Genomic DNA, 26,209 nt, shown 5'->3' with positions numbered 1-26,209 from the left:
GAAATCGTGTTGGTCCTGAAATATTGGCCTAGATACTAACCGATTAATGTGGGATTTTCATCAAATGACGGTCTGACTGTGTTATTTCTACGCTAATGTTTTTGCCATTATCTGATACACTTGGCCAAATTCAATTTAGGGGGTAGCTGTTTTGTCATCAGCACTGCTGGGTAACACCGTGGATTTCCGTCTTGAAGCGTCACTTCTGGGGCCGGTTCTGGCCATTTTGGATGCACATATTGACCCATATCTGGGCCAAGGGCTGGTAACGGCTAACTGTGTACGCAAATTGGCATTGGACGGTAAACGTCTGCAACTTGGGCTGGTATATGCCTACCCCTGTCAGAGTCAGTACCGGGACACTGTTATGACACTGACCAAAGCATTGGCACAACTTGATGCCATTGACGAGGTCGAATGTGAAATTGATTTTCAGCCGGCTCAGGCGCAGCACAGTGCAGTGGCACCCATTGCCAATGTTAAGCAGGTGGTTGCTGTTGCTTCAGGCAAAGGCGGGGTGGGAAAATCCACCACTGCGGTGAATTTGGCGCTGGCCATGTCCCAAGAAGGGGCCAAGGTGGGTATTTTGGATGCGGATATTTATGGCCCATCCATTCCATTGATGTTTGGCTTAACCCAATTTCGCCCAACCTCGCCAGATGGCAAGACTATGACGGCTGCAGAGGCGTACGGCGTCGCAGCTCAGTCTATCGGTTTTATGTTGACCGATGACCAAGCTGCGGTATGGCGTGGCCCTATGGCTGCAGGTGCGCTGATACAATTATTGTCAGAAACCGCCTGGCCTGAATTGGACTATCTATTTATCGACATGCCACCGGGCACTGGGGATATTCAATTGACCCTGTCCCAAAAAGTACCGGTCAGTGGTGCTGTTATTGTCACTACACCGCAGGATATTGCTTTGGCTGATGCTCAAAAAGGTATCACCATGTTCCAGAAAGTAAATATTCCTGTACTGGGCATAGTTGAAAATATGAGTTACCACATTTGTCCTGAATGTGGTCACAAGGATCATCCGTTTGGTACCCATGGTGGCAGCAAAATCGCTGAACGCTATCAGGTACCTTTGCTGGGCAGTATGCCTTTGCAGTTGGATTTACGTGAATCCATGGATAACGGTGCGCCACTGGTGGTGGCACAGCCGGACAGTGATGTTGCCGGAATATACCGGGAAATTGCCCGCAAAGTTGGGGCGCAGCTGGTGTTACAACACAACCAGCCTCAAGTTTCTATCAGCGTTGAAGACGACGAGTAAGGTAATAATATGAATTCTTCGCAATGTGTCATTATCGGTATCGCCGGGGCATCTGCATCAGGCAAAAGTTTAATTGCCAAAACCATTTATGAAGAGCTGTGCCGTGATTTGGGCACCAATCAAATTGGCGTAATCAATGAAGATGCCTACTACCGGGATCAGGGCCATCTGTCCATGGAACAGCGGGTACTGACCAATTATGACCATCCTAAAGCGCTGGATCATGAACTCTTGGGTGAGCACCTAAAGCAGTTGAAAGCCGGTCAGCCGGTTGATATCCCTGTATACAGCTATAAAGAGCATACCCGTACCAGTGAAATTAACAGCATGACACCTAAGAAAGTGATCATACTGGAAGGTATTTTGCTGCTGACCGACCCTAAACTGCGTGAACTGATGGATGCGTCCGTCTTTATGGATACCCCGCTGGATATCTGTTTCTTGCGCCGTTTAACCCGGGATGTGGAAGAGCGTGGCCGTACGATGGAATCAGTGATTTCCCAGTACCAGAAAACTGTGCGTCCGATGTTTTTACAGTTTATTGAGCCTTCCAAGCAGTATGCGGACATTATTGTACCGCGTGGCGGTAAAAACCGTATCGCGACTGATATTCTTAAGGCCCGTATCCAGCACCTGCTGGCAAAATAACGGCACGGGGCAGACTGGAGGAGTACGCAGTAATGCGCTTAACCGATATTGAAATTGAACAGTGTCTGGATAATGGCACTATAGTGATGGAACCGCGTCCGGCACCGGATGCTATCAGTGGCGTCAGTGTTGATGTCCGGCTGGGAAACCAGTTTCGGGTATTTAAAGACCACACCGCACCTTATATAGATCTCAGTGGCCCAAGTGCTGAAGTACAACAGGCGATGGATCGGGTGATGAGTGAGCAGATTACCATTGAAAATGGTGATGCCTTTTTCCTGCACCCGGGAGAATTAGCTTTGGCCGTGACCTATGAAAGCGCCACATTGCCAGCTGATATCGTTGGCTGGTTAGATGGTCGTTCATCTTTAGCTCGTCTGGGGTTGATGGTGCATGTGACCGCTCATCGGATCGATCCGGGTTGGCATGGCCGCATTGTGCTGGAGTTTTATAACAGCGGTAAATTGCCGTTGGCACTGCGGCCAATGATGACGATTGGTGCACTGAATTTTGAACGTTTGGCACAGCCGGTTGCTCGTCCTTATAACACGCGTAAAAACGCGAAATATAAGGATCAGCAAGAAGCGGTTGCGAGCCGGATCAGTCAGGATTCCTGATGACAGAAATTTGGGTGGCAGATGCGCCAAACGGCATGCTCAGTCCATCAGACAGGGCACTGGCCTATGGTGATGGGCTGTTTGCAACCATGCTGTCATCTGGTGGTGCCATCCAATTTCTTGATATCCATCTGCGCCGTCTTCATGACGGCGCTGCCCGTTTGGGCTTTAGCTGGACGGCTGGGGAAGCCTTGCGCAGCCATTTAGTACAGTTGGCTATTCAGCATCCGGCGCATTGTATTAAGCTACTGCTCAGTCGTGGCAGTGGGGGACGAGGTTATCAGCCCCCCACAAGCCCGCAGCCGGTACTGCTGATCAGTATCCATCCGTTGCCATCACATTATCAGCAGTGGCAGCAGCAGGGGATTAAGTTAGTCAGGACACAAGTACAGCTGGGACATCAACCATTGTTGGCTGGCATAAAACACCTTAACCGATTGGAGCAGGTTTTAATTAAAACCACGATACCATCCGGGGTGGAAGATGTGTGGGTGCAAGACTGTGATGGTCAGGTGATTGAGTCATCAATTGGGAATTTGTTTTTTATTTCCGGCGAACGGGTGATGACACCGGCACTGAGCTATTGCGGCGTTGCCGGGGTGATGCGTCAACAGATTATGGAACAGTTGTTGGATATGGGGCTGAATGTGACGGCTACGGCGGTATCGCCGCAGTTGATGTTTTCTGCCAACCATATCTTAATGAGTAACAGTTTGCTCGGTGCTGTGGCGGTAACCGGGGTCGATAACATGGATTATCAGCCTTGGCCGCGGCTGCCGGAGCTTTGCCACAAATTATCATGATAAAAAAAATAATATGGTCAGTCCTTGTCGGGCTGATGAGTCTGGCGCTGCTTGCTGCAGCCGCTGGCTATTGGGCCGTTGAGCAAGTTAATACATATGGGCATACCAGTCTGATATTGGATAACAGTAAAGAGCTGGATGTTAAGCCTGGCACCACAGTGCGACAGGTGGTGCGGCAGTTGGCAAAAGATGGCGTACTCAGTGAAGACTGGCGCTTTAAAGGATTGCTATGGTTGCATCCAGAGATGGCCAATATTCGCGCAGGCCTTTATGAATTGACCCCGGGTGAGACATTGTTGAGCCTGCTTGACCAATTGCATGAAGGTAAAGTGAAAAATTTCAGTCTGACGTTGGTTGAAGGGCAGACTATCGCGCAGTGGCAGGCCCAGTTGGCCCATCAGCCTCATTTACGCTTTCAGCCCGGTGCTTTTACTAGGGTGATGGCAAAAGAGCATGCCAGTGGGCGACCTGAGGGACGTTTTTTCCCAGATACTTATCACTATTCAGCAGGGCAGAGCGCTGATGAGATTTTGACTCAAAGTTATTTGAAGATGCAGCAGGAGCTAGAGCAGGCGTGGGCGCAACGGGATAAATCCCTGCCGTTAAAAACGCCATATGACTTACTCACCTTGGCATCCATTGTGGAAAAAGAAACCGGCCAAGCGACAGAGCGGGGTTGGGTCGCTGCGGTATTTGTTAACCGGTTGCGTAAAGGCATGCGCCTGCAAACAGACCCTACCGTCATTTATGGCATGGGTGAGCGTTACCGCGGCAATATTACTAAGCGTGATCTGCGGGAAAAGACCCCTTATAACACATATAGAATCAACGGGTTGCCACCGACGCCAATTGCCGCGCCGAGTTTGGCATCGCTGCAGGCTGCGGCCAATCCCGCCAAAGTCAGTTACCTGTACTTTGTATCCCGCAATGATGGCAGTCATGTGTTCTCCAATACCCTTAAAGAACATAACCGCGCCGTAAATAAATTTCAGAGAAATCAGTAATGGAACAGAACGCAAAATTTATTGTCATTGAAGGGCTGGAAGGCGCAGGTAAATCCAGTGCTATTGCCTTGGTAAAAGAGTTAATTGAAAAGCATACCGGTCAGGCCCCTGTCTGTACCCGCGAGCCTGGTGGCACACCACTGGCTGAACGGATCCGGGATTTAGTGAAAATTGCCGATAGTCAGGATCCCTTGTGTGATACGGCGGAATGCTTGTTGTTTTATGCTGCCCGGGCGCAGCTGGTGGAAACAGTTATTAAACCGGCGCTGGCCGAAGGGCATTGGGTGTTGGGGGATAGACACAATCTGTCCTCTTTGGCATATCAGGGCGGCGGCCGTGGCTTGATGCCATTGGTGCAGTCACTGAGTGATATTACCCTGAATAGTTTTAAACCGGATATTACGATTTATTTGGATGTGCCGCCCCAGGTGGGATTACAACGTGCGGCTGCTCGGGGCGAACTGGATCGCATTGAGCAGCAAGCACTGGCGTTTTTTGACCGCACTAGAGCCACCTTTTTAGCCTTGGCGGCAGAGGATGACAGTATTATGGTGATTGATGCCAGTCAGCCTATGTCTGAAGTGCATAAAGATATTCAGGCTAGCCTACGCGCTGTGCTGGCGTAAAGTGGTTTTCTAAGGAGCGTCACAGTGACACTACAGACAGCAGATTTTCCTTGGCTTACCGAAGGCTTTACCCGGGTTATCCAGCAGTTGCGGCAGGGCACGCTTGGTCATGCACTGCTCATTGGGGTAGAGCAAGGGCTAGGCGGCGCAGTATTGGCCAATGATATTGCCGCAGCTGCGTGCTGTTTGCAGCCATCTGCGCTTGGTGCCTGTGGCCATTGTAAAAGTTGTCAGCTGTTCAATGCGGGGAACCATCCAGACTGTTATCCGGTGCGGGCCGATGGAAACCAGATCAAAGTGGATCAGATCCGCGAGCTGTGCCAAAAGTTGACCGCAACAGCGCAGCAAGGTGGCCGCAGGATCGCGGTGATCTATGAATGCGAGCGAATGAATACTGCGGCAGCCAATGCCTTATTAAAGACTTTAGAGGAGCCGGGTAAAGAGACATTGCTGATCCTGCAAAGTCAAACGCCGGGTCGATTGTTGCCAACCATTAGCAGCCGTTGTCAGCGGCTAAAATTTGTCGCTCCGGATCTGACCACATTAGCTCAATGGCTGACTCGCCATTGGGGCATAGAGGAAGATATTCTCTGGGCCTTGCCTGTTGTTGGGGGACCACTACCTCTGGCTGAAGCTTGGCAAAATGGGCGATATCAGCAATTGCTGGCGTTGCGTCAGGATTGGCGGCGCAGTTTAACCAGTGGGCATCTACAGGGGCATTTGCTGGAATTGAATGAAGAGAATATGATTGAGGCATTAAATATTCTCTATTTGGTGCTCAGGGCCAGACTGACCGCGCCAGGGGCGCTGAGTCCGTTTGTGCGTAACCGTATTGGTGCGTTAGCGGGGGACGTCATGCTGCAGTGTCACCAGTTGCAGCTAATGGGAAATGTTAACTATATGGCGCTATGCCAGCGCTTTGTAACCGACTACCGGGCAATTGCTCAATAAAAGGATGTTATGCACCAACTGGCCGTAAAATTTGACTCAATAGCCCAACTTTATCGGGCCTATATGCCCTTTATCCGTGGTGGGGGATTATTTGTGTCATCGATGGAAGATTTTGAGTTAGGCCAAGCAGTCTCTTTGGCGTTTTCGTTGCCAGGTGATGCACAGATGCGGCAAGTGCAGGCTAAAGTGGTTTGGATTAATCCCCTTGGCGCATCTGGTGGCCGCCCTGCCGGGGTTGGGGTAAAACTGCTTACCGATGCCGAGCTGCACCGGGATCAGATTGAAAAACTGCTTGCCAGTGAACTCGCGTCGGGGAATTTGACCTCCACCATGTAGCTGAGTATCCTTGCCCTCCTTTAGAGAGACATATAAGGGCAGGGGTTTCCGTGCTTATTGATTCACATTGCCATCTGGACCGCTTGAAAGCGGCACCGGATGCGACTTCTATACAGCAAATCATTCAACAAGCCAAACAACGGGATGTGGCTTACTTTCTCTGTGTTAATGTGCGCCAGCAGGGGTTTGAGACCATGCGGGATAAAATGGCTCCGTATCCTGAGGTTTTTCTGTCCTGTGGGGTACATCCGCTGGATGTGAAAGAGGGATTGGATAGTGAGCAAATGCTGACTTTTGCCCGGGAATCGCAAGTGGTTGCAATTGGCGAAACAGGTTTGGATTACTTTTATTCCGCAGAAACCAAAGCAATTCAGCAACACTGTTTTGAACAGCAGGTAGAATTGGCCTTAACCGTAAATAAACCGTTGATTATCCACACCCGTGATGCCAGAGAAGATACCTTAGCAATCTTACGTAATGGTCATGCCGACCGCGTCGGTGGGGTATTGCACTGTTTTACTGAAAACTGGGAAATGGCTAAAGCTGCGATGGATATGGGCTTTTATATTTCAATTTCCGGTATCGCCACTTTTGGTAATGCAGGTGACTTGCGTACACTGATCCGCAAAATACCGGCAGATAGATTGTTGGTGGAAACCGACTCTCCTTATCTGGCTCCTGTTCCTCATCGGGGCAAAGAAAACCAGCCGGCATTTGTGCGGGATGTTGCCGAATTTGTTGCCCAAGTGCGGGGCGAAAGCTATGCACAACTGGCGCAAAACACCACAGAGAATTTCTTTGCACTGTTCAAAGACGCGGCCAAATTGGCCGGTCGGAATTAATGTCGCTATTGCTAACGTAATATAAGTATAAAAAAACAGGCATAAAAAAAGGCCCAAAACTATTCCGGTTGTTTCGGGCCTAGGGGAATGGCTCGTGGAATGAGCCGTGCGCTAACTTAAGTGGTGGGGTGCAAGCCTGCCCCACCGAGAAAAAGTGTAGTACAGCCAAATCCCTGTGCCAATATATTTTCTCACGTGATAGCGTCTATCTAGCCCTTTATCTTGCTAAATCTTAGGTTTGCAATCAATTATCCCGCTGTTGACCGGGTGACCTGTATTGCTGCGATAAACATCAAGCCTGTTACAAGAGCAAGCGAGCCGATATGTCAGCCCGACTCTCTTGGGTTGTTCCCCATAACTTATTAACAGTTTGCAGTGATTTAGCTAGAGCTTGGGGGTGTTGAGTTCAGCATACCCGGTCTTTGACCAGTTCACGGGGCAAACTGTTTTTCAGTTTACCGGGCAGTATTTTCCCCAGCCCCAATGGGCTATTATGTCGGCTAACAATTACTTCCCCTTTGCTGGCTGGCTGCTGCTCCAGCAACACATCCCGCCCCATAAGATAATCAATGGCCTGCTGTTGGTTTAGCTCCAGCATCGGCGTTTGTTTGTCTGTTAACGCCATAATGGCTTCATGGCGAGGCTTTAGTCCATGCTTGGCTTCATCAGCCAATTTCAGGCCAATTCGTTGAAAACGCATCATACCTATCAGGGGGGAAAAGGCATGGGGAAACAGCCAGTATTCGTTGTCACGCACCATGATATCACTGTCATTTGGCAGGCTAATGCCTAGGCCGGCAAAATAGTCCGTGACTGCCTGCTGCTGTTTTTTGGTGGCTGGGGCAAAAGGAAAGTTTTTCTGTTTGCCCGGTTGAGGTGCTGTGCGGTCAACGGCAGCAGTTTTACGAATAGCAGCAACAAAAAAGCCTTCACTGTCATAAATCTGGGGCCAGACATGCAAAAAGCCTTCTGTTGTGGTGGCTTTATCCGCCTGAGGAAATAGCTTAGCCAGAGAGACAAACTCCACTGCGTCAGGGTAGGTCTGTTGCAGAAAATGGCATACCTGTTGGTTTTCACGACGGTTTAAAGTGCAGGTGGAATAGACCAGCAGCCCCCCGGGTTTTAAGGCTTGAAAGGCGGATAAGATCAGTGCTTGTTGGGTCTGAGCTATTTCCTCAATATCTTCTTCTCGCCAATGTTTGAGGGCATCGGGATCTTTACGTATGGTGCCTTCACCGCTGCAGGGGGCATCGAGTAACACCGCATCAAAGGTTTCAAATAGATATTGGCCAAATACCCGGCCGTCAAAATGGGTAAGTGCAGTATTGCGTACCCCCATACGGGCGACATTTGCATGTAACACTTTTACGCGACTGGATGAGTATTCATTGGCAACCAAGAGGCCTTGATTGTGCATTAGCGCGGCCATTTGAGTGGTTTTAGACCCTGGCGCAGAGGCGGTATCCAGCACGGTAGTGTAGTTGGCATTGCCATCGAATAAGGCGGTTGGCGGCAGCATAGAGCTGGCTTCCTGAATATAAAACAGCCCCTGAAGGTGTTCAGTACGGTTACCCAGCTCATCATCCTGCTGGCCTGTGATCCAAAAGCCACTGTCACACCAAGGAATAGGCTCAAATTGCCAACCTTTATGCTGCATAAGCTGCTGAAAATCACTACAGGAGATTTTTAACGTATTGACCCGGATAGAACGGCGCAGCGGCAGCGCTGAGTATGCAATAAAGTCATCGATAGATAGATGGGCAGGAATATCATGTTTGATACTGTTGATAAAATTTTGATTTAATTGAACCATAAGGACTGACAGTCAAATTTAGCTGGCGCGATTATATCACAGCTGCTGGCAATCACTTCAGGGATTGAAATGTGCTGAACCGTATATGGGGCGGGTTCTTTTTGGTGTCACTGATGGCGACCATGCTGCAGTTGGCGATGGGGCAGACAGAAGTGTTGGCACAATTGAGCGAGGCGCTGTTTGCTACCGCGAAACTGGCTGGGGAGATTGCGTTTGGTCTGGTGGGCATTTTGGCATTGTGGATGGGGTTAATGCGCCTGGGTGAACTGAGTGGTGTGGTTGCCTTATTGGCGCGCTTGACTGAACCGTTACTCGCACGTTTGATGCCCGGTGTTCCTCGCGGCGATAAAGCATTTGGTAGTATCACCATGAACTTAACTGCCAATATGTTAGGGCTCGACAATGCTGCTACGCCACTGGGACTGAGGGCGATGCAGGACTTGCAGCGACTTAATCCCCATCCAGATAAAGCCACTGATGCGCAAATTCTATTTCTGGTGCTCAATACGTCATCTGTGACGTTAGTGCCGGTAACGGTTTTTCTCTATCGGGCGCAACAGGGGGCCGCCAGTCCTGCTGATATTTTTCTGCCGATCTTACTGGCCACATCAGCGTCAACCTTAGCGGGTGTTGGTTTAGTCGCATTGATCCAACGTATTCGACTGAATGATGCGGTATTACTGGGATATGCCGCGCTGTTACTCAGTGCCTTGGTCTCGCTGCTCTGCGTGTTGTTCACTCTGCCTGGGCAGATGATAAGTACTGTGTCCGCCGGTGTTGGTAACGGGATTTTGTTGGCACTGGTACTGGCATTTGTCCTGGTGGCTTGGTGGAAACGGGTTCCTGTCTATGATGAGTTTATTGCTGGCGCGAAAGATGGCTTTACCCAAGCCATTGCGTTATTGCCTTATTTACTTGCCATGTTGCTTGCTATTGCACTGTTTCGAGCCTCTGGGGCATTGGAATTACTGCTGACGCTAATTAGCACGTTAGTGCAAGCTATTGGGGGTGATACTCGTTTTGTTGATGCGCTGCCTACAGCATTAATGAAACCCTTTAGCGGATCAGGTGCCCGAGCCATGATGCTGGAAACCATGCATCATTATGGGGTTGATTCATTTGCCGGGCGCTTAGCTGCGATTTTTCAAGGCAGTACGGAAACCACTTTTTACGTGTTGGCAGTGTATTTTGGCGCAGTAAAAATTCGTCACACCCGTTATGTTCTGGGGTGTGGTTTATTTGCTGATCTGGCTGGGATTATTGCTGCAATTGCGGTGTGTTATTGGTTTTATGCTTAAGTGCCGATAACGTCAGTAGGATCATATTGAATATGGCGGTGAATGGTCAGCGGTATTGGGTTGTTTTCGCGAAAGATGTGTGCGGAGGCGTTACTTATTTTAGAGAGACAATAGCAGACATCCTTATCTGATATTGTCTTTATATTAATTCACAGGCTTAATCGCACTGTATTTCATTGCAATGATGCGATTAATACTGGGAATCTTTTACGACTTTTTCGCCATATATGCCATTTTGTGCAATAGGACGATTAGTGGAATTCGCAGGGCGGATAATACGGATACCTTCAGCGCCGGCTTGACGAGCGGAAATAATATCGCCATCTGAATCGCCATAGTAAATTTTAATATTATTCGCTTTAATATAAGGTGTTTTATTATATTTAGTTTTACTGGAGCCTGCGAAAATGACTTTATGCATATTTTTAATGCCAAAGGCATCTTGTAATAGCTGAGTCGAAATCTCACAAGCAGAAGGATCGCGACCGGTGATAAAATAAATTTGATCTCCACGGGCTTGATGCATTGCAATTAATTCTTTACCAATTTTTTTGGGCATGCTGAATGCTTCCCACTCACAGTTCATCTTATCCCAGAATTGCTGTGATTTTAGATAAGAAAAATCATTGGGTGAAAATTCTTTTTTACCCCGGTAAAACCCTGGAGATGAAAATAGAACGGTATCATCAATATCAAAGCCAACAGCCATAGGTGGTTTATCTTTTAAGCTGGCTTTGATGTCTGCGACACTGACCCAATGGATATTAGCGGCTTCACCTTTATGCATCATTTCAATTGAGCTTATTCCTGGGTGGGTGCCAGGTGTTTTAGGATCGGCATAAGCTAAGGTTGAACACAGAGAACCAGATAGAATGGCGGCAATGCCAAGAGATAATAATTTATTTTTCATTTACGCTGATACCAGCAAAGTAGGTGGTCGTATTTTAAAGTGAAAAAATTATTTCGTTGTGATTTATCTCACGCTGTGTTTATTTGAGTTAATTGATTCTGAATGGTACAAGATTATAAATGTTATATTGCTATTTACTTGCTGATTTTAATTTGTAATACGTTATAAGCTCCTTATCATATTTAATGAAATAAATGTTGTTTGTAATAAGAATTGTGATATCAGTATCTGGTCTAATACATGTTATTGATTGATAAAAACTATTTGATAAATAGGCATGATTAATTAACGGGTTAGTGATAAAACGCAATTAACCAGTCAATTAATCATGTTGCCTATGTGATGCAAATATATCTTTAATTTATCAATGCCATTATTTGCAGTTGTTGCACAATACGTTTATAGCGTGGTATCGCCGCAATGATGATTTGTCGTCGTGCCGTGTGAGTTTGCAAGTTGTGTCCGCACTTGCATTAGGGCAAAACCGAGCAGATTTTCGCCAGGCCATTGGGCTGGTAGTTTGGCATCAGGGTGATCTTGAGCCAGACCAATCCCCCAAATACTGTCTACTGGACTGGCCTCTACCAAAATTCGGTCCTGAGTTTGCACAAGGAATGCTGCTAACTCAGGATGTTGACTGAATTTGGCCATATTGCCACTAACAACAATATCGAACTTATATTTATCCCAGTATGTTGGGTCAAATCCCGTCACAGTGCGACCAATGGTTTTAGCTGTTTTGGCACTATCAGTAATGAGGATTTTTTCTGCTGCGAGATGATCATCAAACAGCATCGCTTTACGGTACATCATGTATTGTTCAGCAGAATAAAAGTTCTGATTATTTAGTGAAAAGGCGGCGTTATACCATTGGCTGAAACAACTTTGGTTGATTACTTTCCCGGGTTGATGCCCCCAGAAAAAGAGATAATCAACGGTCATACCCAAATGAATTTTTTGGATTAACTGTGTTTTGGACGTGATAGTCATAAATTGTTTTACTCGGTTTAATCGCTCGAATCGTCAAGTTGTGGCAGGTTGATGAGCACTTGTATCACTTGCGCAACCACTGATTTGGTATCGTTTGTTTGTTGTCTTACGGCATGAGTAATCATTAAGGCGAAACGTGTGACGGGCTCAATGAACTTCCCCTCTGAGTAATAAATCGCGAGCGTTATCGTTTACTCAAAGGGGAATGAAAAATCACTGTAGTTTAGGTGCCCAATTAAGCCAATCAGCGTTAGCTTTGGCGTGCAGGGGGAAGCTGGTATGAGAAGATAACTGATTTCCCGTTTGGTTTGGCTGCTCAGTGGCTACCGCAATACCGCCAGCCAGTATGGTTTGTAGCGACCCTGTTTCAATTTGCGCACCGGAAAATAACCCAACATCGACTTTGATACCTGAATAATCCCAGAAGCGACTGCTACGGTTGATTAGTTGCCGATATTTGGCATCAATTGCAATATAAATATGAACATTTCGGCCACTGGTGGCGAGTTCAACACCTTTTACCTGCCCTATGGTTAAACCCCGGTACAAAATTGGCGTGCCAATTTTGATTGACCCTAATGTGTTGCGCACCAAAGTCAATTTCAATGCCTGTGGTGGTGTATCTGCATACCAGTCAGGTTTCTCTTGAATATGAAAGCGATATTGATGGAGTTTGTGCTGACCCGGCAGGGCAGCAATATATGCGCCTGTTAATAATGTTTCTGGAGCTTCAATACCTTGCAAGGAAATACGGGCACTGACCAGATAATAGCGGCTATCTTGACGCAGGAATGCATCAGCATAACGACCATTAAGCCATGCTGTCGCTTGGATTTGTTGTAAATCTTCACTCAACTTGGTCTGTTGTACTTGGCCAATGTCAACGCCTTGATAGCGGATTTGAGCACCGGTTTTAAGTTGCGCTGTAGCGGGAAGGAGTAAGGTTACTGGTTGGGCTTGAGCAAGCGCCAGTTGCTCTGAAGCGTAAAGTTGTTTGGTGTTTGTTTTGGCTTTTGTTGTTGCTGTTGACGGTAATATGGCCAGTGAAACTGAGCCCTTGATGGCACCAGCGAGGGGCGCAACATTCACATCGACACCGGTAAAACCTGCTTTGATGGTAACGGCACTGTTTTGCCAAAATACAGTATTGGGGGTGAGTAGTCCGGCATAGTCTTGATCAATCTGTAACTCTATGGCGAAGTCCGTTGATTTTGGCTGCCATTGCACCGATTTCACCCGGCCAATTTGCATTTTTTTGAAATACACAGGCGATCCCGCCGACAGCCCTGCGCCGTCTGGACTGCGCAGTGTCACTTGGCGGCTGTGAGCCTCACGCTGGGCATTAATTGCATCAGCTTTGCTGGCATAGACGGCTAGAGAATGCTCCCTATTTAGCGGTTGTTTGTGTTGCCCCGGCTCTAAAATCAGCACGCCGCTCAATAGGCTATCACTGTCTGAGGTGGTGACACTGATGCCATCAACAGAGGCATCTAGGCTAACCGGTGACTGACCATATAAATAACTGCCCTGGCTGAATAGGCCTTGGTAAGCTGGGGCGATCTGCAGAATATAATTTACTTGGGTAAAATCTTTTGCCAGTGTAACTTCAGTCACTTGCCCTATGGTGAATTGGCGGTATTTTACTGTGGCACCGACTTTAATGCCGGGGTTTTGTTTGCTGAAAGCTTGTAGCGTAAACGGGCCATTATGGTTATCAGGAGCTTTATCTAGCAAGGGATAATGGCTTTTTGCCTTACCACTGCCGGGCAGTAGTTCGATTACCGGGCCGGTAAGTAACCGCCCTGGATGATGAATGCCTTTTAGCGAAATCTCAGCGCCCTGGAGATAAAACTGAGCCGTGTTCGTTAATAGTGCCTGATTGGCTGAAAATAGCCGAGCGCTGAGGTTGACACCCTTGTCGGTTAATTTAACTGCATCAATTGTACCGATAGTAATCCCCCGCAGGCTGATGGCTGTCCCTTGATTGATCCCTTCAGCATGGGGCGCTGTCAGAGTAAATCGCACGCCACCATTGGCTTGTTTTTCGGATTCAAATAATGGAAAACTGGCATTAGCTGCGGCTGGCGCTGCGGTGCTATCGGAAGAAAATGCAATTCCTCCGGCGAGAATTGCACTGAGGCTTTCGCTGCTAATATTGATGCCCTGCAATGAGGCGTTAACAGCAATGCCGGAGACATTCCAGAAATGGCTGTTGGTTTTTACTAGATTAGCGTAGGGATCTTTGATATGGGCTGAAATCTGGATTTGCTGATCCGGCTCAAGCTTGTAACTGACAACGCTACCCACTGGGATTTGGCGGTAAAAAATTTGCGAGCCAACATCCACAGAGCCCAGAGTATCAGCATAGAGTTCAACGATTCGTCCATCTTTCCCCGGTTTCATGGGCGGCGCTTCTCGCTGGGCAACAAAGCGGGTTTGGCTGTCTCCATCACCAGGCTGCACAGCAATATAGTTACCGGAAAACAATGCATCCAATCCTTCTACACCGGTAATCGAGGCCTTAGGTGTCACTAACCAGAATTTTGTGTTGCGTTTTAAAAAAGGTTGTGCCCGGTAATCCATCAGCACTTTGACTTCAACGCCAGACAGATTTTGATCCAGACTGATATCAACCACTTTACCGATATTGAGTCCTTGGTAGCGTACCAAGGTTTTACCCACATCAATGCCAGTTGCACTGGGAAAGTGGATTTCAATTTCAATACCGGATTCCTGCAGGCTTTTAATACCGAGCCAAGCGCTGAGGCCTAATGCCAGCAGGGGCAGTAGCCAGATGGGGGAGAAAAGCTTCTTCTTAACGATTTTGGGGGATTGTGTTTGCGTCATCTTGTACGTCCAGTCGGTCCCACAGTAAGCGGGTGTCCAATACTTTGGCTGCTAATTGGGTCAGTAGAATGACCAGCGCGAAAGCTGTTGCGGCAGGGCCGGGTTTGGCATCCATTAATTGCCCCATATTAACCAGTGCCACTGTGATGGATATAACAAATAGATCCAGCATGGACCAGCGGCCAATCCATTCAATGATATGAAAACCTGCCATTAATACCCGCTTGGGGATGGGCAGCTTAAAACTGATCGCCAGCAGATAAATTGCCAGACCAATAATTTTTAGCCAAGGAACAGCGATACTGGCGGTAAACACTATGATGGCGATTGGCAACATATCCAGGTGTACCAAGTGGGCGATGCCAGAAAAAATCGTGTCATAGGCGACCCGCCCCTGACTCGTTACTATGGTAATGGGATAAATATTGGCTGGGATCAATAAAATAGCAGCGGTGAGTAGTAACGCCCAACTCTGTTGCAGGCTAATTTTGCGCCGGTATTGCAAGCGGGTGCCGCAGCGGCTGCAATGGTGAGCACTGAGCGCATTGTTTTTCTGGCAAACAGGGCAAAGACATAAGCCCAAATCACGTCCTTGCACATCATGCTTCATTATTCAAATAGCCCCACATATGTTTTAAATCATATTCTCGCAGTAAAAACAGTACGGCTAAAAACAGTCCAGCAAAACAGAAGGTACCTATGCTGAAATGAATATCAGCGTGATCGGATAGTTGAAAAGCACTGACGAGAAAACTGATCACATAGATTTCCAACATGCTTAATTGGGTCAATATGCTCTGTTGGGTCAATAGCAATTTATACACTTTCTGACTCAAAGAGGATGTAAGTCCCGATTTGATGAGCACAATCTGCAGCAGGATTGAACTGATCAGTAGGCCTGGGGCGATAACCGCTGCAATCATCACGGCAGCACCAACTAAGGGATAGCCCTGTGCGATAACCGCAGTTGCGCCTTGCAATACAGTGGTTGTTCTGACTGAACCGAAAAACTGTAATTCCATCACCGGGAGCATATTGGCAGGCCAATAAAGGAAAAATGCCGTTAGACATAGCGCGAGCATGCCATTAATAGAGCAGTAGGGCGTGTCATATAGTGCGGTTTGACAGCGTGGGCAAAGGGCCCTGACCCCTTGTGGTAATTGGCACTTTTTCACCGCAAGATCGCAGGCCGGGCACAATACCACAGGGGAAGAGCTGTCATTGCGTGGTGTGTTGCTATTGTCTATGGATTGTAAGCCCATATGTGCATCTGCATCCTATTTGTAAATCGAGTCATGTTATTAACCCAGCTTGTGCTCCAGCATCGTCTTTGGGAAAGAAATACTCTTTCTGATATTGCTAGGGGCTGTTGACCTTTCGTGATTAAATTTTGTTCGAGATAAAAGCGTTTTAATCGCGGCGAGTGGTTTGCCGCCTAGTTATGCTAAGCAAGAACCGCTCAACGAAGCGTAAAACGCTTTTAGCCGAACCCTGTGGGCAGCGTTTGAGACTCCTTTCTACTGCGTTATCGGCTTATCAGGTAGCGCAATTACCTATCAAAGCTTCTGCCTTGTATAAAGCATCTTCAAATCGCCGCAAAAACAAACTTGAAAGGTCAACAGACCCTAGGTGGCTCAGGTCGATTTTACGGTGCTTTGTAACAAAAATCATCGTAAATCCGTGGGATTACTGCAAAAGGCTTGGCAATGCGATGACAATTATGCCATGCTAATACTGTATATAAAAACAGTATTTTTATGAGTGAGGTGGATCATGGCTGTCGTCGTGCAGTATGTTGTCGTCAGAGAAGGGGTAGAAAAAATGACATTCACATCGAAAAAGGAAGCTGATGCTTACGATAAGATGCTGGATATCGCTGATAATCTTCTGCCGTTTATTCAACAGTCAGACTTAGATTTGGCTGAAAATCAGGTTGAAGAACTTGCCTTTTATTTAGCCAATAATAAAGATGAACTATTATCCCTTTTAAAGGGGAGTGGTACACAGGTAAAAACTGGGGCTGAGAAAAAAGCTAAATCTGCTACTAAGTCACAATCAGATGCTGATTGATACTAGGGGTTGCTGATTTTTGTCATAGTTTCTGGGTTGTTGGCATATGGAAGGGACTCTGACGTTTCGTTGCTCTGGCTAATAAGCCAATAACACATAGATGCAACTATAATTGCTTGCCCGAAAGGGGGCTAAAAGTCGTCACGCGTTGTGGAATACACCTAGTATAAATATTAGCGTTAGGCTCTTAGTGTTAAGTGCTTAGCGTTAAGAACTTGGTTATTTCGTTGTAACGGATAAGCTTGGTCTTGTACTAAATTAAACGGCACGAAGTGTCACAGTACAAAATCAGTAGAACCTAAATAGGAAGAGGGAAGTGATTATGTCTCAAGTTTGCTACGATACTTTGCAGCGTCAAGTTGAAGCTCTATTAGGTGGAGAGCGTAATTTGATTGCGGCCATGGCAAATTTTTCGGCATTACTCAATGACGCTCTGCCTGAATTAAATTGGGTGGGATTTTATCTTTGTGAAGATAATGCGACCCAATTGGTGCTCGGCCCATTCCAAGGTAAAGTGGCTTGTAGTCGTATTCCTCTTGGACACGGGGTATGCGGTACCGCGGCTAAAGATAACGTGACGTTAAGAGTTGATGATGTGCATCAATTCAGTGGTCATATTGCCTGCGACAGTGCCAGTAATGCTGAAATCGTTATTCCAGTGCGACGTAATAACCAAGTTATTGCGGTATTGGATATCGACAGCCCTCAATTTAATCGTTTTACAGAATCTGACCAGAAGGGGTTAGAGTTACTGGTAAAAACCCTAGAAAAGACCTTGTTTGCTTAAACAATAACCGCTTGACTGCAATTGATGGTCGCTTTCGGTGTGGTGACGCTTATAATAAGCGGCCATACCTGATTTGATGTTTTTGTGGCAAGCGGGGGTTTCAGTTGGATCTGGACTGCGCATCGGGTATGTTTATGTTTACGGCTAATTGCCGTAACAAAATGATTTTTGGCGTTAAGTGAAGTCACTTGGCTAAATTTACTGATCGGCTTTGAGCGTTGGCGCTGTGCCCCTATTGCCGGTTCCCTATAGTTAACTGTGGAAGTAATGATGGAATCAACAGAAAAGTTGACCGACACCAACGCCATTTTGGCGTATTTGTATGAAACATTTCCTTTGTGCTTTGTTGCCGAGGGTGAAACTAAGCCTTTAAAAATTGGATTGTTTCAGGATTTGGCTGAAAGGTTGGCTGATGATTCCAAAGTCAGTAAGACCCAACTGCGCGTTGCGTTACGACGTTATACCAGCAGCTGGCGCTACCTGAAGTGCATCAAAGCTGGTGTACAGCGTGTAGACCTAGATGGTAATCCATGTGGTGAACTGGATGCTGAGCATATTGAGCATGCTCAAAACACCTTAAAAGAAAGCCAAGAACGCGCTCGTGCTAAACGTATGGAACAGGCTAAGAAAGAGCAAGCGGCCAAAAAGCCTGCTGCTAAGAAAGCGTTCAACAAGCAACCTCGTGCGGCTAAGCCAAAACGTCAAGAAAAGCCAGTAGCGAAAAAGCCTAAGATTGATGAAAATCTGGTTCCTGCTCAGCTGGATAATCTTAAGCCTAATCAACGTGTAAACGTAAAATTAGGGATGACACCAGTGAAGGGCGTTATTTTGGATATCAATAAAGAAGATGTTCATGTTCAGCTCGACAGCGGTTTGTCTGTAAAAGTTCGTTGCGAACATATTCTGGTGTAATTCATCTCTGAAGGAGTAACTTGTTGATGCGAAAACTGACTTTTGCCGCGTCGATTGCCACAATGTTTGTCGGGTTTTCGGTGTGGGCTGTCCCTCCGAAAATTCAAATCAACGAGTTACCCTCATTGCATCAGGAGCCACAACATAAAGTGGCTAGCAAGCGGGTAACCAGTCTGTTTACCCGCTCTCATTATCATAGATTTAATCTGGATAACGCTTTTTCTGAGCATATCTTTGATCGCTATTTGCAACAGCTTGATTATCGCCGCAATGTGTTGACCCAAGCTGACGTTGACAGTTTTAAGCCTTACGAAGATCAATTCGATAACATGCTGAAAAGCGGCGATTTAGAGCCGGCATACAAGATGTATGATTTGGCCCAAAAGCGCCGGTATCAGCGTTTTGTCTATGCATTATCATTACTTGATAATGACAAACCAATGAATTTTGAAAAGCCCGGTGATGCCTATCAATTTGACCGGGAAAAAGCCCCTTGGCCAAAAAATGAAGCTCAGTTGAATGAGCTGTGGCGCCAACGGGTGAAATATGATGCTCTGAATCTGAAAATGGCAGGTAAAAGCTGGCCAGAGATCGTTAAGATCCTCTCAAAACGTTATAACAATGCGATTAAGCGTTTGAGTCAGACAAACAGTGAGGATGTCTTTCAAGGGGTCATGAATGCTTTTGCCCGTAGTATTGAGCCTCACACGACTTACCTGTCTCCACGTAATGCTGAACGTTTCCAGATGGACATGAATCTTAGCCTGGAAGGTATTGGCGCTGTTTTGCAGATGGATGACGATTATACCGTGATCAAATCATTGGTCGCAGGTGGCCCGGCGGCAAAGAGTGAAAAGCTGTCGCCAGAAGATAAAATTGTGGGTGTCGGGCAAGAAGGTAAAGAGATTGTCGATGTGATCGGTTGGCGTCTGGAAGATGTCGTCGAACTGATTAAAGGGCCTAAAGGCAGTAAGGTTGTGCTGCAGATCTTGCCGAATAAAAGTGGTTCTAATGCTAAGCCATTTGAAGTCACCATTACGCGGGACAAGGTTCGGTTGGAAGACCGAGCTGCAACATCAAAAGTGTTAACGATGGAGCAGGGACCTTATGCTCACCGTAAAGTTGGTGTGATCCAAATTCCTGGGTTCTACCTTAACCTATCTCAGGATGTGGCAAAAGAAATCGCCAAATTGAAAGCTGACCATGTCGAGGGGATTATTGTCGATTTGCGTGGCAATGGTGGTGGGGCATTAACAGAAGCCACTTTGATGACAGGTTTATTTATCGATATGGGGCCTGTGGTGCAAATCCGTGATGCCAATGGTCGTGTTACCCAAAACCGAGATACTGACGGTAAAGTGGCTTACGATGGTCCACTGACGGTGCTGGTGGATCGTTATAGTGCTTCTGCATCAGAAATTTTTGCCGCAGCACTGCAGGATTATGGCCGAGCACTGATTGTCGGTGAGTCCACTTTCGGCAAAGGTACGGTGCAGCAGCATAAAGGCTTGAGTCGTATCTATGATATGTATGATAAGCCTATCGGTAATGTCACTTACACGATTGCTAAGTTTTATCGTATCAATGGTGGCAGTACCCAGTTAAAAGGGGTGACGCCGGATATTCCAATGCCAAGTGCGCTGACCCCCGGTGAGTATGGCGAGGCTGACGAGGATAATGCGCTGCCTTGGGATAAAGTACCTAGTGCACAATATGCTCCTCTTGCTGAAATTACGCCGCCACTTGTTGCGGGGCTGGAGACTAAGCATGAGCAGCGGATTAGTAAAGATCCTGAATTTGCTTATATCTTTGAAGATATTGCTGAGTTTAAAAAACACCACAATGAAAAGTCGATTTCTTTGGTGGAAAGCACTCGTTTGAAGTCTCAGCAAGATGAAGATAAGAAAGCGCTGGCTCGGGTCAATGCACGCCGTAAAGACGAGGGGCTTAAACCCATCAAGAGCTTGGATGAGTTGAAAGATGATAAAGGTCAGTTGCCAGATCCATTTTTGGATGAAACAGCCTTGATTACTCTGGACATGGTTGATGCTGAGCATGTTGCCGACAGGGCAAAGTAAGAAAATTTGATTCACAATAAAAACGCGCTGATTAGCGCGTTTTTTGTAAACAAATCCTGCATTGACGATGGCGGTTGGAATAACAGTTACTCAGGCACGTTGATTTCACTGTTTGAGAGAACCCTAGCCATTTGCGGGAGACGAAAAGAGGTCATGGCAGATATGTCACAAACACAAGCGAAACATATTACTGATTACCGTACTCCGGATTTTACTATTGAGACGATTGCGCTGGATGTGAATTTAGCCCCGCATCAAACCCGAGTGATCGCCACCAGTCAGGTTCGTCGCCTTGGGGCAGCGGAAGCATCTCTGGTATTAGACGGTGAGTCAATGCAGTTGGAGTCAGTAAAAATTGATGGCACCGACGCTGAATATCAACTGACTGAACAGGCCCTGACAGTAACGACTGATGCTGACATCTTTACCTTAGAAATTGTTACTTTACTGGACCCAGCTGGCAATTCGAGCTTAGAAGGGCTGTATATGTCCGATGGGGCATATTGTACTCAGTGTGAAGCCGAAGGGTTCCGTCGCATCACCTATTTCCTTGACCGGCCTGATGTATTAGCCCGATATACTGTTCGTATTGAGGCCGATAGCAGCCAGCCGTTTTTACTCAGTAACGGTAATCTGGTTGCATCAGGTAAGTTGGATAATGGTCGTCATTTTGCTTGTTGGGAAGACCCATTTCCAAAGCCAAGCTATTTGTTTGCCCTAGTTGCCGGTGACTTTGACCTGTTACAGGATAGTTTTACGACCATGAGTGGTCGGGAAGTGACGCTGCAAGTGTTTGTGGATAAGGGCAATTTATCTAAAGCCGGCCATGCTATGGCATCTTTGAAAAATGCGATGGCTTGGGATGAGCGCCGTTTTGGTCTGGAATACGATCTAGATATTTATATGTTGGTCGCGGTGGACTTCTTCAATATGGGGGCGATGGAAAACAAAGGCCTGAATATTTTCAATACTAAGTATGTGTTGGCTGATACTGCCAGTGCGACTGATGATGATTATCATGGTATTGAGTCCGTTGTTGGTCATGAGTATTTCCATAACTGGACCGGTAATCGGGTCACCTGCCGGGATTGGTTCCAACTTAGCTTAAAAGAGGGGTTAACCGTATTTAGGGATCAGGAGTTCAGTTCAGATATGGGATCTCGCGCTGTTAATCGTATCCATGCGATTAAAGTGATCCAGAACCAGCAGTTTGCTGAAGATTCAGGCCCTATGGCTCACCCTATTCGCCCTCAGTCTGTGATTGAAATGAATAACTTTTATACCGTGACTGTTTACAACAAAGGCGCGGAAGTTATTCGTATGATGCATACGCTACTGGGGGAAGCAGGGTTTCAACAGGGGATGAAACTCTACTTCGAGCGTCATGATGGCCAGGCGGTAACCTGCGATGACTTTGTTTCTGCAATGCAAGATGCATCCGGCGTTGATTTAACTCAGTTCCGTCATTGGTATGAGCAGGCCGGTACACCGGTGGTTACGGTTAGCGATCATTATGATGCTGAATTACGCCGTTATAGTTTGACGATCAGTCAAACAAATCCGGTTGCCGGAGAGCAGGCAGCTCCCTTACATATTCCTTTTGATATTGAACTGCTGGGGGCTGACGGGCAATCCTTACTATCCAAGGTGCTGGATGTTAAAGAGAAACAGCAAACTTTTGTGTTCGATAATATTGATTGCCAAGTGGTGCCATCACTGCTGCAGAATTTCTCTGCACCGGTGCGGCTCAAATATCGCTTTACTGTGGATCAACTAGTGCATTTGATGCGTTATGCTGCCAGTGACGTTGCTCGCTGGGAAGCTTCAGTGGCATTAGTCAGTCAGGCTATTTGGGATAATGTCGCCAAATTGGCTCAAGGCGAGGGTATGGTGCTGGATCCTCGCGTAACGGATGCTTTCCGTGGTGCATTATTAGATAGTCAACTGGACCCTGCCTTGGTGGCCGAAATACTGAATATCCCATCTGCCCAAGCTTTGATTGAACAGGCTGATACCGTGGCACTGGATCATCTCTTTGCTGCCCGGGAGTTTGTGCTCGAAGAGATGGCCAGTCAGTGTGAAGATGAACTATTAGCCAGCTATCGAGCGATGGGATTTGTCGATACGCCAGCGGCAAGAGCATTGAAAAATGCAGCATTGAACTGGCTTTGCCAAGTGAATGAAGCCCATGAAACCTTAGTGCAATACCAGTTTGCTCAAGCTGAGAATATGACAGACGCTTTAGGGGCTTTAGTTGCCGCTAATCAGGCTAATTTACCCTGTCGTGATACCTTGATGGTTGAGTTTGAGACTCAGTGGCAAGGTACGCCACTGGTGATGGATAAATGGTTTACGCTGCAAGCTACGCAAAACAGCGATTCGGTCATTGATCAGATTAAAGTATTGCGAACCCATGGGGCTTTCAGTATGCAAAATCCTAACCGGGTACGCGCTTTAATTGGTAGTTTTGCTGCGGGAAATACTGCACAATTCCACCGTAAAGACGGTCAGGGTTATCAGTTTTTAACTGATTGCTTGATTGAGCTGAACAAGGTAAACCCTCAGGTAGCAGCACGGATTATGATCCCGCTTATCCAATTTAGTAAGTTTGATGCCACTCGTCAGCAACAGATGAAAGCGTGTCTTGCTCAATTGCAAGCTATGCCTGATTTAGCCCGTGATCTCTATGAAAAAGTAGAAAAAGCACTGGCATAATTTTATTTGCTGACTAATGTGTTTATTAAGGCTTGGTTATCCAAGCCTTTTTTATGGCCCATTAACAGGGGGCAGAATGCAACATGTATTTTCTCTTCATTTTTCCTATCGGGCATTCTTGCCCTATTATCGTGGTGAGGTCAGCCGTCTGGAGGTTATAGATACCTGTGGACGCACATTATGGATACATTGCCGACATTTCCGACGATTTGTCTCTGTACATGGGCTTCATGGCTGGTTTTGTCTCACATTAGGACCAAGTGGTGAATTTATTGCCCTGGATAAATGTCAATCAGGGGATGCTTAACCAAATTAGAGTAAATACTTCAAACGATTGATTAAATCCGTATCAGTAACAGACATTTCACTATCTTATTGATATTCATTCAATAATAGTTTCTGTGATCCTGCGCATATCTTATTACCGAGCTGAAATTCAAATACAGCTGACTGCATATTCACTTCAATGCCGGGTAAGTGCCCAATTCTTCTAAAAATTTTATGCACTTCTGCCTTGCCCAGTTATGCTAATTGCTGTAACAATGGTGTTACTTGCAAGCTAACAAGATGTTGGCTGAAATTCCTATAACAACGAATCCTGGCAGGTTATGGAGAGAAGCTAAATGAAGATTGTTAAAGGTAGATTTAACAAGTCGGCGATCGCATTGGGGGTGGCGTCGGCAATCAGCATGGGAGTGATCCCGGATGCCAGCGCATTCTCATTCAATTGGGGAGATGTTGATGGTTCTTTTGATTCCACCTGGACTGCAGGCGCAAGCTGGCGAGTTGAAGACCGGGATTGGGATTTAATTGGTAAAGTTAACCATCCTCGATTTGATTGGAGCGGCTACTCAGCATTCGGTAATACCAAATATACTCCGCAGGAAATTTGGGCCCAACCGGGCTCCTATTCCAGCAATAATGACCTCAGTAACCTGCTGTATGCACAGGGTGACACCACCTCAGAAATCATAAAGGGGCTGCACGAGCTTTCTTTGAGCTACGAAAATTACGGTATTTTCGTGCGAGGTATGTATTTTTACGACAATAAAAAAGTGAAAGGTGATTTTGGATTCAGTGATCCTTTAACTGGACGCGAGTTTGATCCCTGTGAGGATAAACGTTCATCTGAGGTGATCTGTAAAGACATCCGTTTGCTAGATGCTTTTGCATATGCTGATTTTGATTTTAATGACGGTGCTAACCCGCTGTCGGTTCGTGTGGGTAATCAGGTGATTTCTTGGGGGGAAAGCACATTAATCCCCCATGGTATCAGTGTGATTAATGCGGTAGATCTGAATATCCTGAATGCCCCTGGAGCCGAGTTGAAAGAGGCATTTAGGCCACAGGGTATGGTGTGGGCGTCTTTGGGCGTGAGCGAAAGTCTCTCACTGGAAGCCTTTTATCAATATGATTGGAAACCGATTTGGGTGCCACCCCCAGGTTCTTTCTTTGCCACCAATGATTTTGCTGGTTTTGGTGGTTATCAGCAAAATGCCCAGTTAGGGTTTAACGCTAACCCAGACATTAATCTGGATTTTTTGACCGCAGAATATAACCGCTTGGGTGCCATGATTGCGTCAGGGCAAACTATCCCGACAGAAACACTCGTGCAGTTGGCATTGGCTTATCCGACTAAGGTGACTTTGGTTCAGGATGAAATGGAGCCGGAAGATGGTGGTCAGTATGGTATTAAGTTAGGGTATTACGCCCCGGAATTAGGTGAAACAGAATTTGGGCTGTATTTCATTAATTATCATAGCCGCCGGCCATTAATATCCGGTACCACAGCAGATTTTACGTCCACAACCTTACTGAAAGATTTAGGTGTTATTGGCCAGCATGCGGGTCAAATTGACCGAGATGTGATGCTGCAACTGGGGAGCTTTTCTAAAGCACAGATTGTGTATCCTGAAGACATCAAGCTGTATGGCTTTAGCTTTAATACCCTGTTAGGTGATACCTCTTTTGCCGGTGAGATTGCCCATCGTCAGGATGAGCCACTACAGATTGATGATGTTGAGTTGTTATTTGAAGCTATGCCTCAGCAGCTCGCCAATGCAGGGTTGCGTCCTGATCTTGACGGCTTGTCTCAGTACGGTGATTTTGTGAAGCCAATTGGTCCGGGAGAGTATGCCCAGGGCTATATTCTGCGTGATACCACTCAGGCGCAGATGACCTTTACTCACCTGTTTGGTCCGACATTAGGCACGGATAATCTTACTGCTCTTGCTGAATTTGGGGCGGTGTGGATCCATGATATGCCATCCCACGATGAGTTAAGACTAAATGGACCAGGTACCGGTCGTTCAGGTGGAAACCCTGATATGCCGGGTATTATTGAAGCTTTGCATAATGGTCCAGAAACTAACCCTTTCCCAACGGATTTTGCTTGGGGATATCGTTTGGTCGGTAAAGCGGATTATTTCAATGTATTCGCTGGGGTCAATATGTCAGCCCGGTTGATTTTCTCCCACGATGTGGATGGTATCACGCCAGATCCTATGTTCTTGTTTACTGAGGGGCGTAAGTCTGTTGCCGCCGGGGTGAACTTTGACTATCAAAGCCGTTGGGGATTGGATATCTCTTATAACGCATTCTTTGGTGGGGTAGGGACAACAAACCTGATGGCTGATCGGGATTATGTGTCTTTCAATATCAAGTATTCAATCTAATAAGGACAATA

The 26,209-nt window shown here is 46.7% G+C and carries 23 protein-coding genes; 17 read left to right on the top strand and 6 right to left on the bottom strand.

Annotated features, from left to right (window positions below; genetic code table 11):
* Positions 1-151 precede the first annotated feature (151 nt).
* From apbC to NFHSH190041_RS11000, 9 genes are read left to right on the top strand one after another with little or no spacing between them, the layout of a single operon-like run.
* The gene (gene apbC / locus NFHSH190041_RS11040) at positions 152-1,276 is read left to right on the top strand and encodes an iron-sulfur cluster carrier protein ApbC (protein WP_261921903.1); all 1,125 of its coding nucleotides are present in this window, start codon (positions 152-154) and stop codon (positions 1,274-1,276) included.
* Positions 1,277-1,285: 9 nt separating this feature from the next.
* Positions 1,286-1,924 (top strand): uridine kinase, encoded by a 639-nt coding sequence (udk, locus tag NFHSH190041_RS11035; RefSeq protein ID WP_261921902.1) that lies wholly within the window; start codon positions 1,286-1,288, stop codon positions 1,922-1,924.
* A 32-nt stretch (positions 1,925-1,956) separates the two neighbouring features.
* Positions 1,957-2,541: a dCTP deaminase gene (gene dcd, locus NFHSH190041_RS11030; RefSeq protein ID WP_261921901.1), complete on the top strand. Its 585-nt coding sequence runs from the start codon at positions 1,957-1,959 to the stop codon at positions 2,539-2,541.
* Positions 2,541-3,344 carry an aminodeoxychorismate lyase gene (pabC, locus tag NFHSH190041_RS11025; protein WP_261921900.1) on the top strand — a complete coding sequence of 268 codons (804 nt, stop codon included), beginning with the start codon at positions 2,541-2,543 and terminating at the stop codon, positions 3,342-3,344. Before dcd ends, pabC begins: the two co-directional genes overlap by 1 nt.
* The gene (gene mltG, locus NFHSH190041_RS11020; RefSeq protein ID WP_410010875.1) at positions 3,344-4,348 is read left to right on the top strand and encodes an endolytic transglycosylase MltG; all 1,005 of its coding nucleotides are present in this window, start codon (positions 3,344-3,346) and stop codon (positions 4,346-4,348) included. Before pabC ends, mltG begins: the two co-directional genes overlap by 1 nt.
* Positions 4,348-4,974: a dTMP kinase gene (gene tmk / locus NFHSH190041_RS11015; RefSeq protein ID WP_261921898.1), complete on the top strand. Its 627-nt coding sequence runs from the start codon at positions 4,348-4,350 to the stop codon at positions 4,972-4,974. The genes mltG and tmk overlap by 1 nt, the downstream gene beginning before the upstream one ends.
* Positions 4,975-4,998: 24 nt before the next feature.
* Positions 4,999-5,925: a DNA polymerase III subunit delta' gene (gene holB / locus NFHSH190041_RS11010; protein ID WP_261921897.1), complete on the top strand. Its 927-nt coding sequence runs from the start codon at positions 4,999-5,001 to the stop codon at positions 5,923-5,925.
* Positions 5,926-5,934: 9 nt separating this feature from the next.
* Positions 5,935-6,261, top strand: coding sequence for a PilZ domain-containing protein (locus NFHSH190041_RS11005; protein ID WP_261921896.1), 327 nt, complete (start codon positions 5,935-5,937; stop codon positions 6,259-6,261).
* A 50-nt stretch (positions 6,262-6,311) separates the two neighbouring features.
* Entirely contained in the window at positions 6,312-7,103 is a 792-nt protein-coding gene (locus NFHSH190041_RS11000) for a TatD family hydrolase (RefSeq protein WP_261921895.1), read from the top strand.
* Positions 7,104-7,509: 406 nt separating this feature from the next.
* On the opposite strand, the gene rsmF is transcribed toward NFHSH190041_RS11000, so the two are convergent.
* Positions 7,510-8,916 (bottom strand): 16S rRNA (cytosine(1407)-C(5))-methyltransferase RsmF, encoded by a 1,407-nt coding sequence (rsmF, locus tag NFHSH190041_RS10995; protein ID WP_261921894.1) that lies wholly within the window; start codon positions 8,914-8,916, stop codon positions 7,510-7,512.
* 71 nt (positions 8,917-8,987) lie between these two features.
* Here rsmF and NFHSH190041_RS10990 point away from each other — a divergent pair, with 71 nt between their 5' ends.
* Entirely contained in the window at positions 8,988-10,214 is a 1,227-nt protein-coding gene (locus NFHSH190041_RS10990; protein ID WP_261921893.1) for a nucleoside recognition domain-containing protein, read from the top strand.
* A gap of 190 nt (positions 10,215-10,404) precedes the next feature.
* On the opposite strand, the gene aphA is transcribed toward NFHSH190041_RS10990, so the two are convergent.
* The 5 genes from aphA to NFHSH190041_RS10965 all read right to left on the bottom strand — a co-directional run bounded on the left by aphA (position 10,405) and on the right by NFHSH190041_RS10965 (position 16,223).
* Positions 10,405-11,124, bottom strand: coding sequence for an acid phosphatase AphA (gene aphA / locus NFHSH190041_RS10985; protein ID WP_261921892.1), 720 nt, complete (start codon positions 11,122-11,124; stop codon positions 10,405-10,407).
* A gap of 399 nt (positions 11,125-11,523) precedes the next feature.
* Complete coding sequence (locus NFHSH190041_RS10980; RefSeq protein WP_261921891.1) at positions 11,524-12,114, bottom strand: NADAR family protein; 591 nt, start codon at positions 12,112-12,114, stop codon at positions 11,524-11,526.
* Between the two features lie 213 nt (positions 12,115-12,327).
* Positions 12,328-14,961, bottom strand: coding sequence for a PqiB family protein (locus tag NFHSH190041_RS10975; RefSeq protein WP_261921890.1), 2,634 nt, complete (start codon positions 14,959-14,961; stop codon positions 12,328-12,330).
* Positions 14,930-15,571: a paraquat-inducible protein A gene (locus NFHSH190041_RS10970; RefSeq protein ID WP_261921889.1), complete on the bottom strand. Its 642-nt coding sequence runs from the start codon at positions 15,569-15,571 to the stop codon at positions 14,930-14,932. The genes NFHSH190041_RS10975 and NFHSH190041_RS10970 overlap by 32 nt, the downstream gene beginning before the upstream one ends.
* Positions 15,561-16,223 carry a paraquat-inducible protein A gene (locus tag NFHSH190041_RS10965; RefSeq protein WP_261921888.1) on the bottom strand — a complete coding sequence of 221 codons (663 nt, stop codon included), beginning with the start codon at positions 16,221-16,223 and terminating at the stop codon, positions 15,561-15,563. Before NFHSH190041_RS10965 ends, NFHSH190041_RS10970 begins: the two co-directional genes overlap by 11 nt.
* A 511-nt stretch (positions 16,224-16,734) precedes the next feature.
* On the opposite strand from NFHSH190041_RS10965, the gene NFHSH190041_RS10955 reads away from it, so the two are divergent.
* From NFHSH190041_RS10955 to NFHSH190041_RS10925, 7 genes are all read left to right on the top strand, one after another.
* On the top strand, positions 16,735-17,031 hold the full coding sequence (locus NFHSH190041_RS10955) for a YebG family protein (protein WP_261921887.1): 297 nt from the start codon (positions 16,735-16,737) through the stop codon (positions 17,029-17,031).
* Between the two features lie 322 nt (positions 17,032-17,353).
* On the top strand, positions 17,354-17,818 hold the full coding sequence (locus NFHSH190041_RS10950) for a GAF domain-containing protein (RefSeq protein ID WP_261921886.1): 465 nt from the start codon (positions 17,354-17,356) through the stop codon (positions 17,816-17,818).
* 270 nt (positions 17,819-18,088) lie between these two features.
* Positions 18,089-18,730 (top strand): RNA chaperone ProQ, encoded by a 642-nt coding sequence (proQ, locus tag NFHSH190041_RS10945; protein ID WP_261925098.1) that lies wholly within the window; start codon positions 18,089-18,091, stop codon positions 18,728-18,730.
* Between the two features lie 26 nt (positions 18,731-18,756).
* A complete protein-coding gene (gene prc, locus NFHSH190041_RS10940; protein WP_261921885.1) occupies positions 18,757-20,808 on the top strand; it encodes a carboxy terminal-processing peptidase in 2,052 nt (683 codons plus the stop codon).
* Positions 20,809-20,970: 162 nt separating this feature from the next.
* Positions 20,971-23,523, top strand: coding sequence for an aminopeptidase N (pepN, locus tag NFHSH190041_RS10935; protein ID WP_261925097.1), 2,553 nt, complete (start codon positions 20,971-20,973; stop codon positions 23,521-23,523).
* A gap of 16 nt (positions 23,524-23,539) precedes the next feature.
* Positions 23,540-23,830, top strand: a complete 291-nt coding sequence (locus NFHSH190041_RS10930) for a DUF2835 family protein (RefSeq protein WP_315972939.1) — start codon at positions 23,540-23,542, stop codon at positions 23,828-23,830.
* A gap of 316 nt (positions 23,831-24,146) precedes the next feature.
* Positions 24,147-26,198, top strand: a complete 2,052-nt coding sequence (locus NFHSH190041_RS10925; protein ID WP_261921883.1) for a DUF1302 domain-containing protein — start codon at positions 24,147-24,149, stop codon at positions 26,196-26,198.
* The last annotated feature ends 11 nt before the right edge of the window (positions 26,199-26,209 follow it).

It is taken from the genome of Shewanella sp. NFH-SH190041 (genome assembly GCF_024363255.1).
GTDB lineage: Bacteria > Pseudomonadota > Gammaproteobacteria > Enterobacterales > Shewanellaceae > Shewanella.
Note: the sequence above shows the minus strand (reverse complement) of the source record. Positions and strands in the feature narration are given on the sequence as shown.

Bases quoted from the DNA above. Each gene is read 5' to 3' on its own strand.
- dcd (WP_261921901.1), top strand. From the start codon at position 1,957: ATGCGCTTAACCGATATTGAAATTGAACAGTGTCTGGATAATGGCACT.
- NFHSH190041_RS10980 (WP_261921891.1), bottom strand. From the start codon at position 12,114: ATGACTATCACGTCCAAAACACAGTTAATCCAAAAAATTCATTTGGGT.
- pabC (WP_261921900.1), top strand. From the start codon at position 2,541: ATGACAGAAATTTGGGTGGCAGATGCGCCAAACGGCATGCTCAGTCCA.
- prc (WP_261921885.1), top strand. From the start codon at position 18,757: ATGCGAAAACTGACTTTTGCCGCGTCGATTGCCACAATGTTTGTCGGG.
- pepN (WP_261925097.1), top strand. From the start codon at position 20,971: ATGTCACAAACACAAGCGAAACATATTACTGATTACCGTACTCCGGAT.
- rsmF (WP_261921894.1), bottom strand. From the start codon at position 8,916: ATGGTTCAATTAAATCAAAATTTTATCAACAGTATCAAACATGATATT.
- NFHSH190041_RS10975 (WP_261921890.1), bottom strand. From the start codon at position 14,961: ATGACGCAAACACAATCCCCCAAAATCGTTAAGAAGAAGCTTTTCTCC.
- tmk (WP_261921898.1), top strand. From the start codon at position 4,348: ATGGAACAGAACGCAAAATTTATTGTCATTGAAGGGCTGGAAGGCGCA.
- aphA (WP_261921892.1), bottom strand. From the start codon at position 11,124: ATGAAAAATAAATTATTATCTCTTGGCATTGCCGCCATTCTATCTGGT.
- proQ (WP_261925098.1), top strand. From the start codon at position 18,089: ATGGAATCAACAGAAAAGTTGACCGACACCAACGCCATTTTGGCGTAT.
- NFHSH190041_RS11005 (WP_261921896.1), top strand. From the start codon at position 5,935: ATGCACCAACTGGCCGTAAAATTTGACTCAATAGCCCAACTTTATCGG.
- NFHSH190041_RS10930 (WP_315972939.1), top strand. From the start codon at position 23,540: ATGTGTTTATTAAGGCTTGGTTATCCAAGCCTTTTTTATGGCCCATTA.
- NFHSH190041_RS10925 (WP_261921883.1), top strand. From the start codon at position 24,147: ATGAAGATTGTTAAAGGTAGATTTAACAAGTCGGCGATCGCATTGGGG.
- NFHSH190041_RS10955 (WP_261921887.1), top strand. From the start codon at position 16,735: ATGGCTGTCGTCGTGCAGTATGTTGTCGTCAGAGAAGGGGTAGAAAAA.
- NFHSH190041_RS10965 (WP_261921888.1), bottom strand. From the start codon at position 16,223: ATGGGCTTACAATCCATAGACAATAGCAACACACCACGCAATGACAGC.
- NFHSH190041_RS10970 (WP_261921889.1), bottom strand. From the start codon at position 15,571: ATGAAGCATGATGTGCAAGGACGTGATTTGGGCTTATGTCTTTGCCCT.
- udk (WP_261921902.1), top strand. From the start codon at position 1,286: ATGAATTCTTCGCAATGTGTCATTATCGGTATCGCCGGGGCATCTGCA.
- NFHSH190041_RS10950 (WP_261921886.1), top strand. From the start codon at position 17,354: ATGTCTCAAGTTTGCTACGATACTTTGCAGCGTCAAGTTGAAGCTCTA.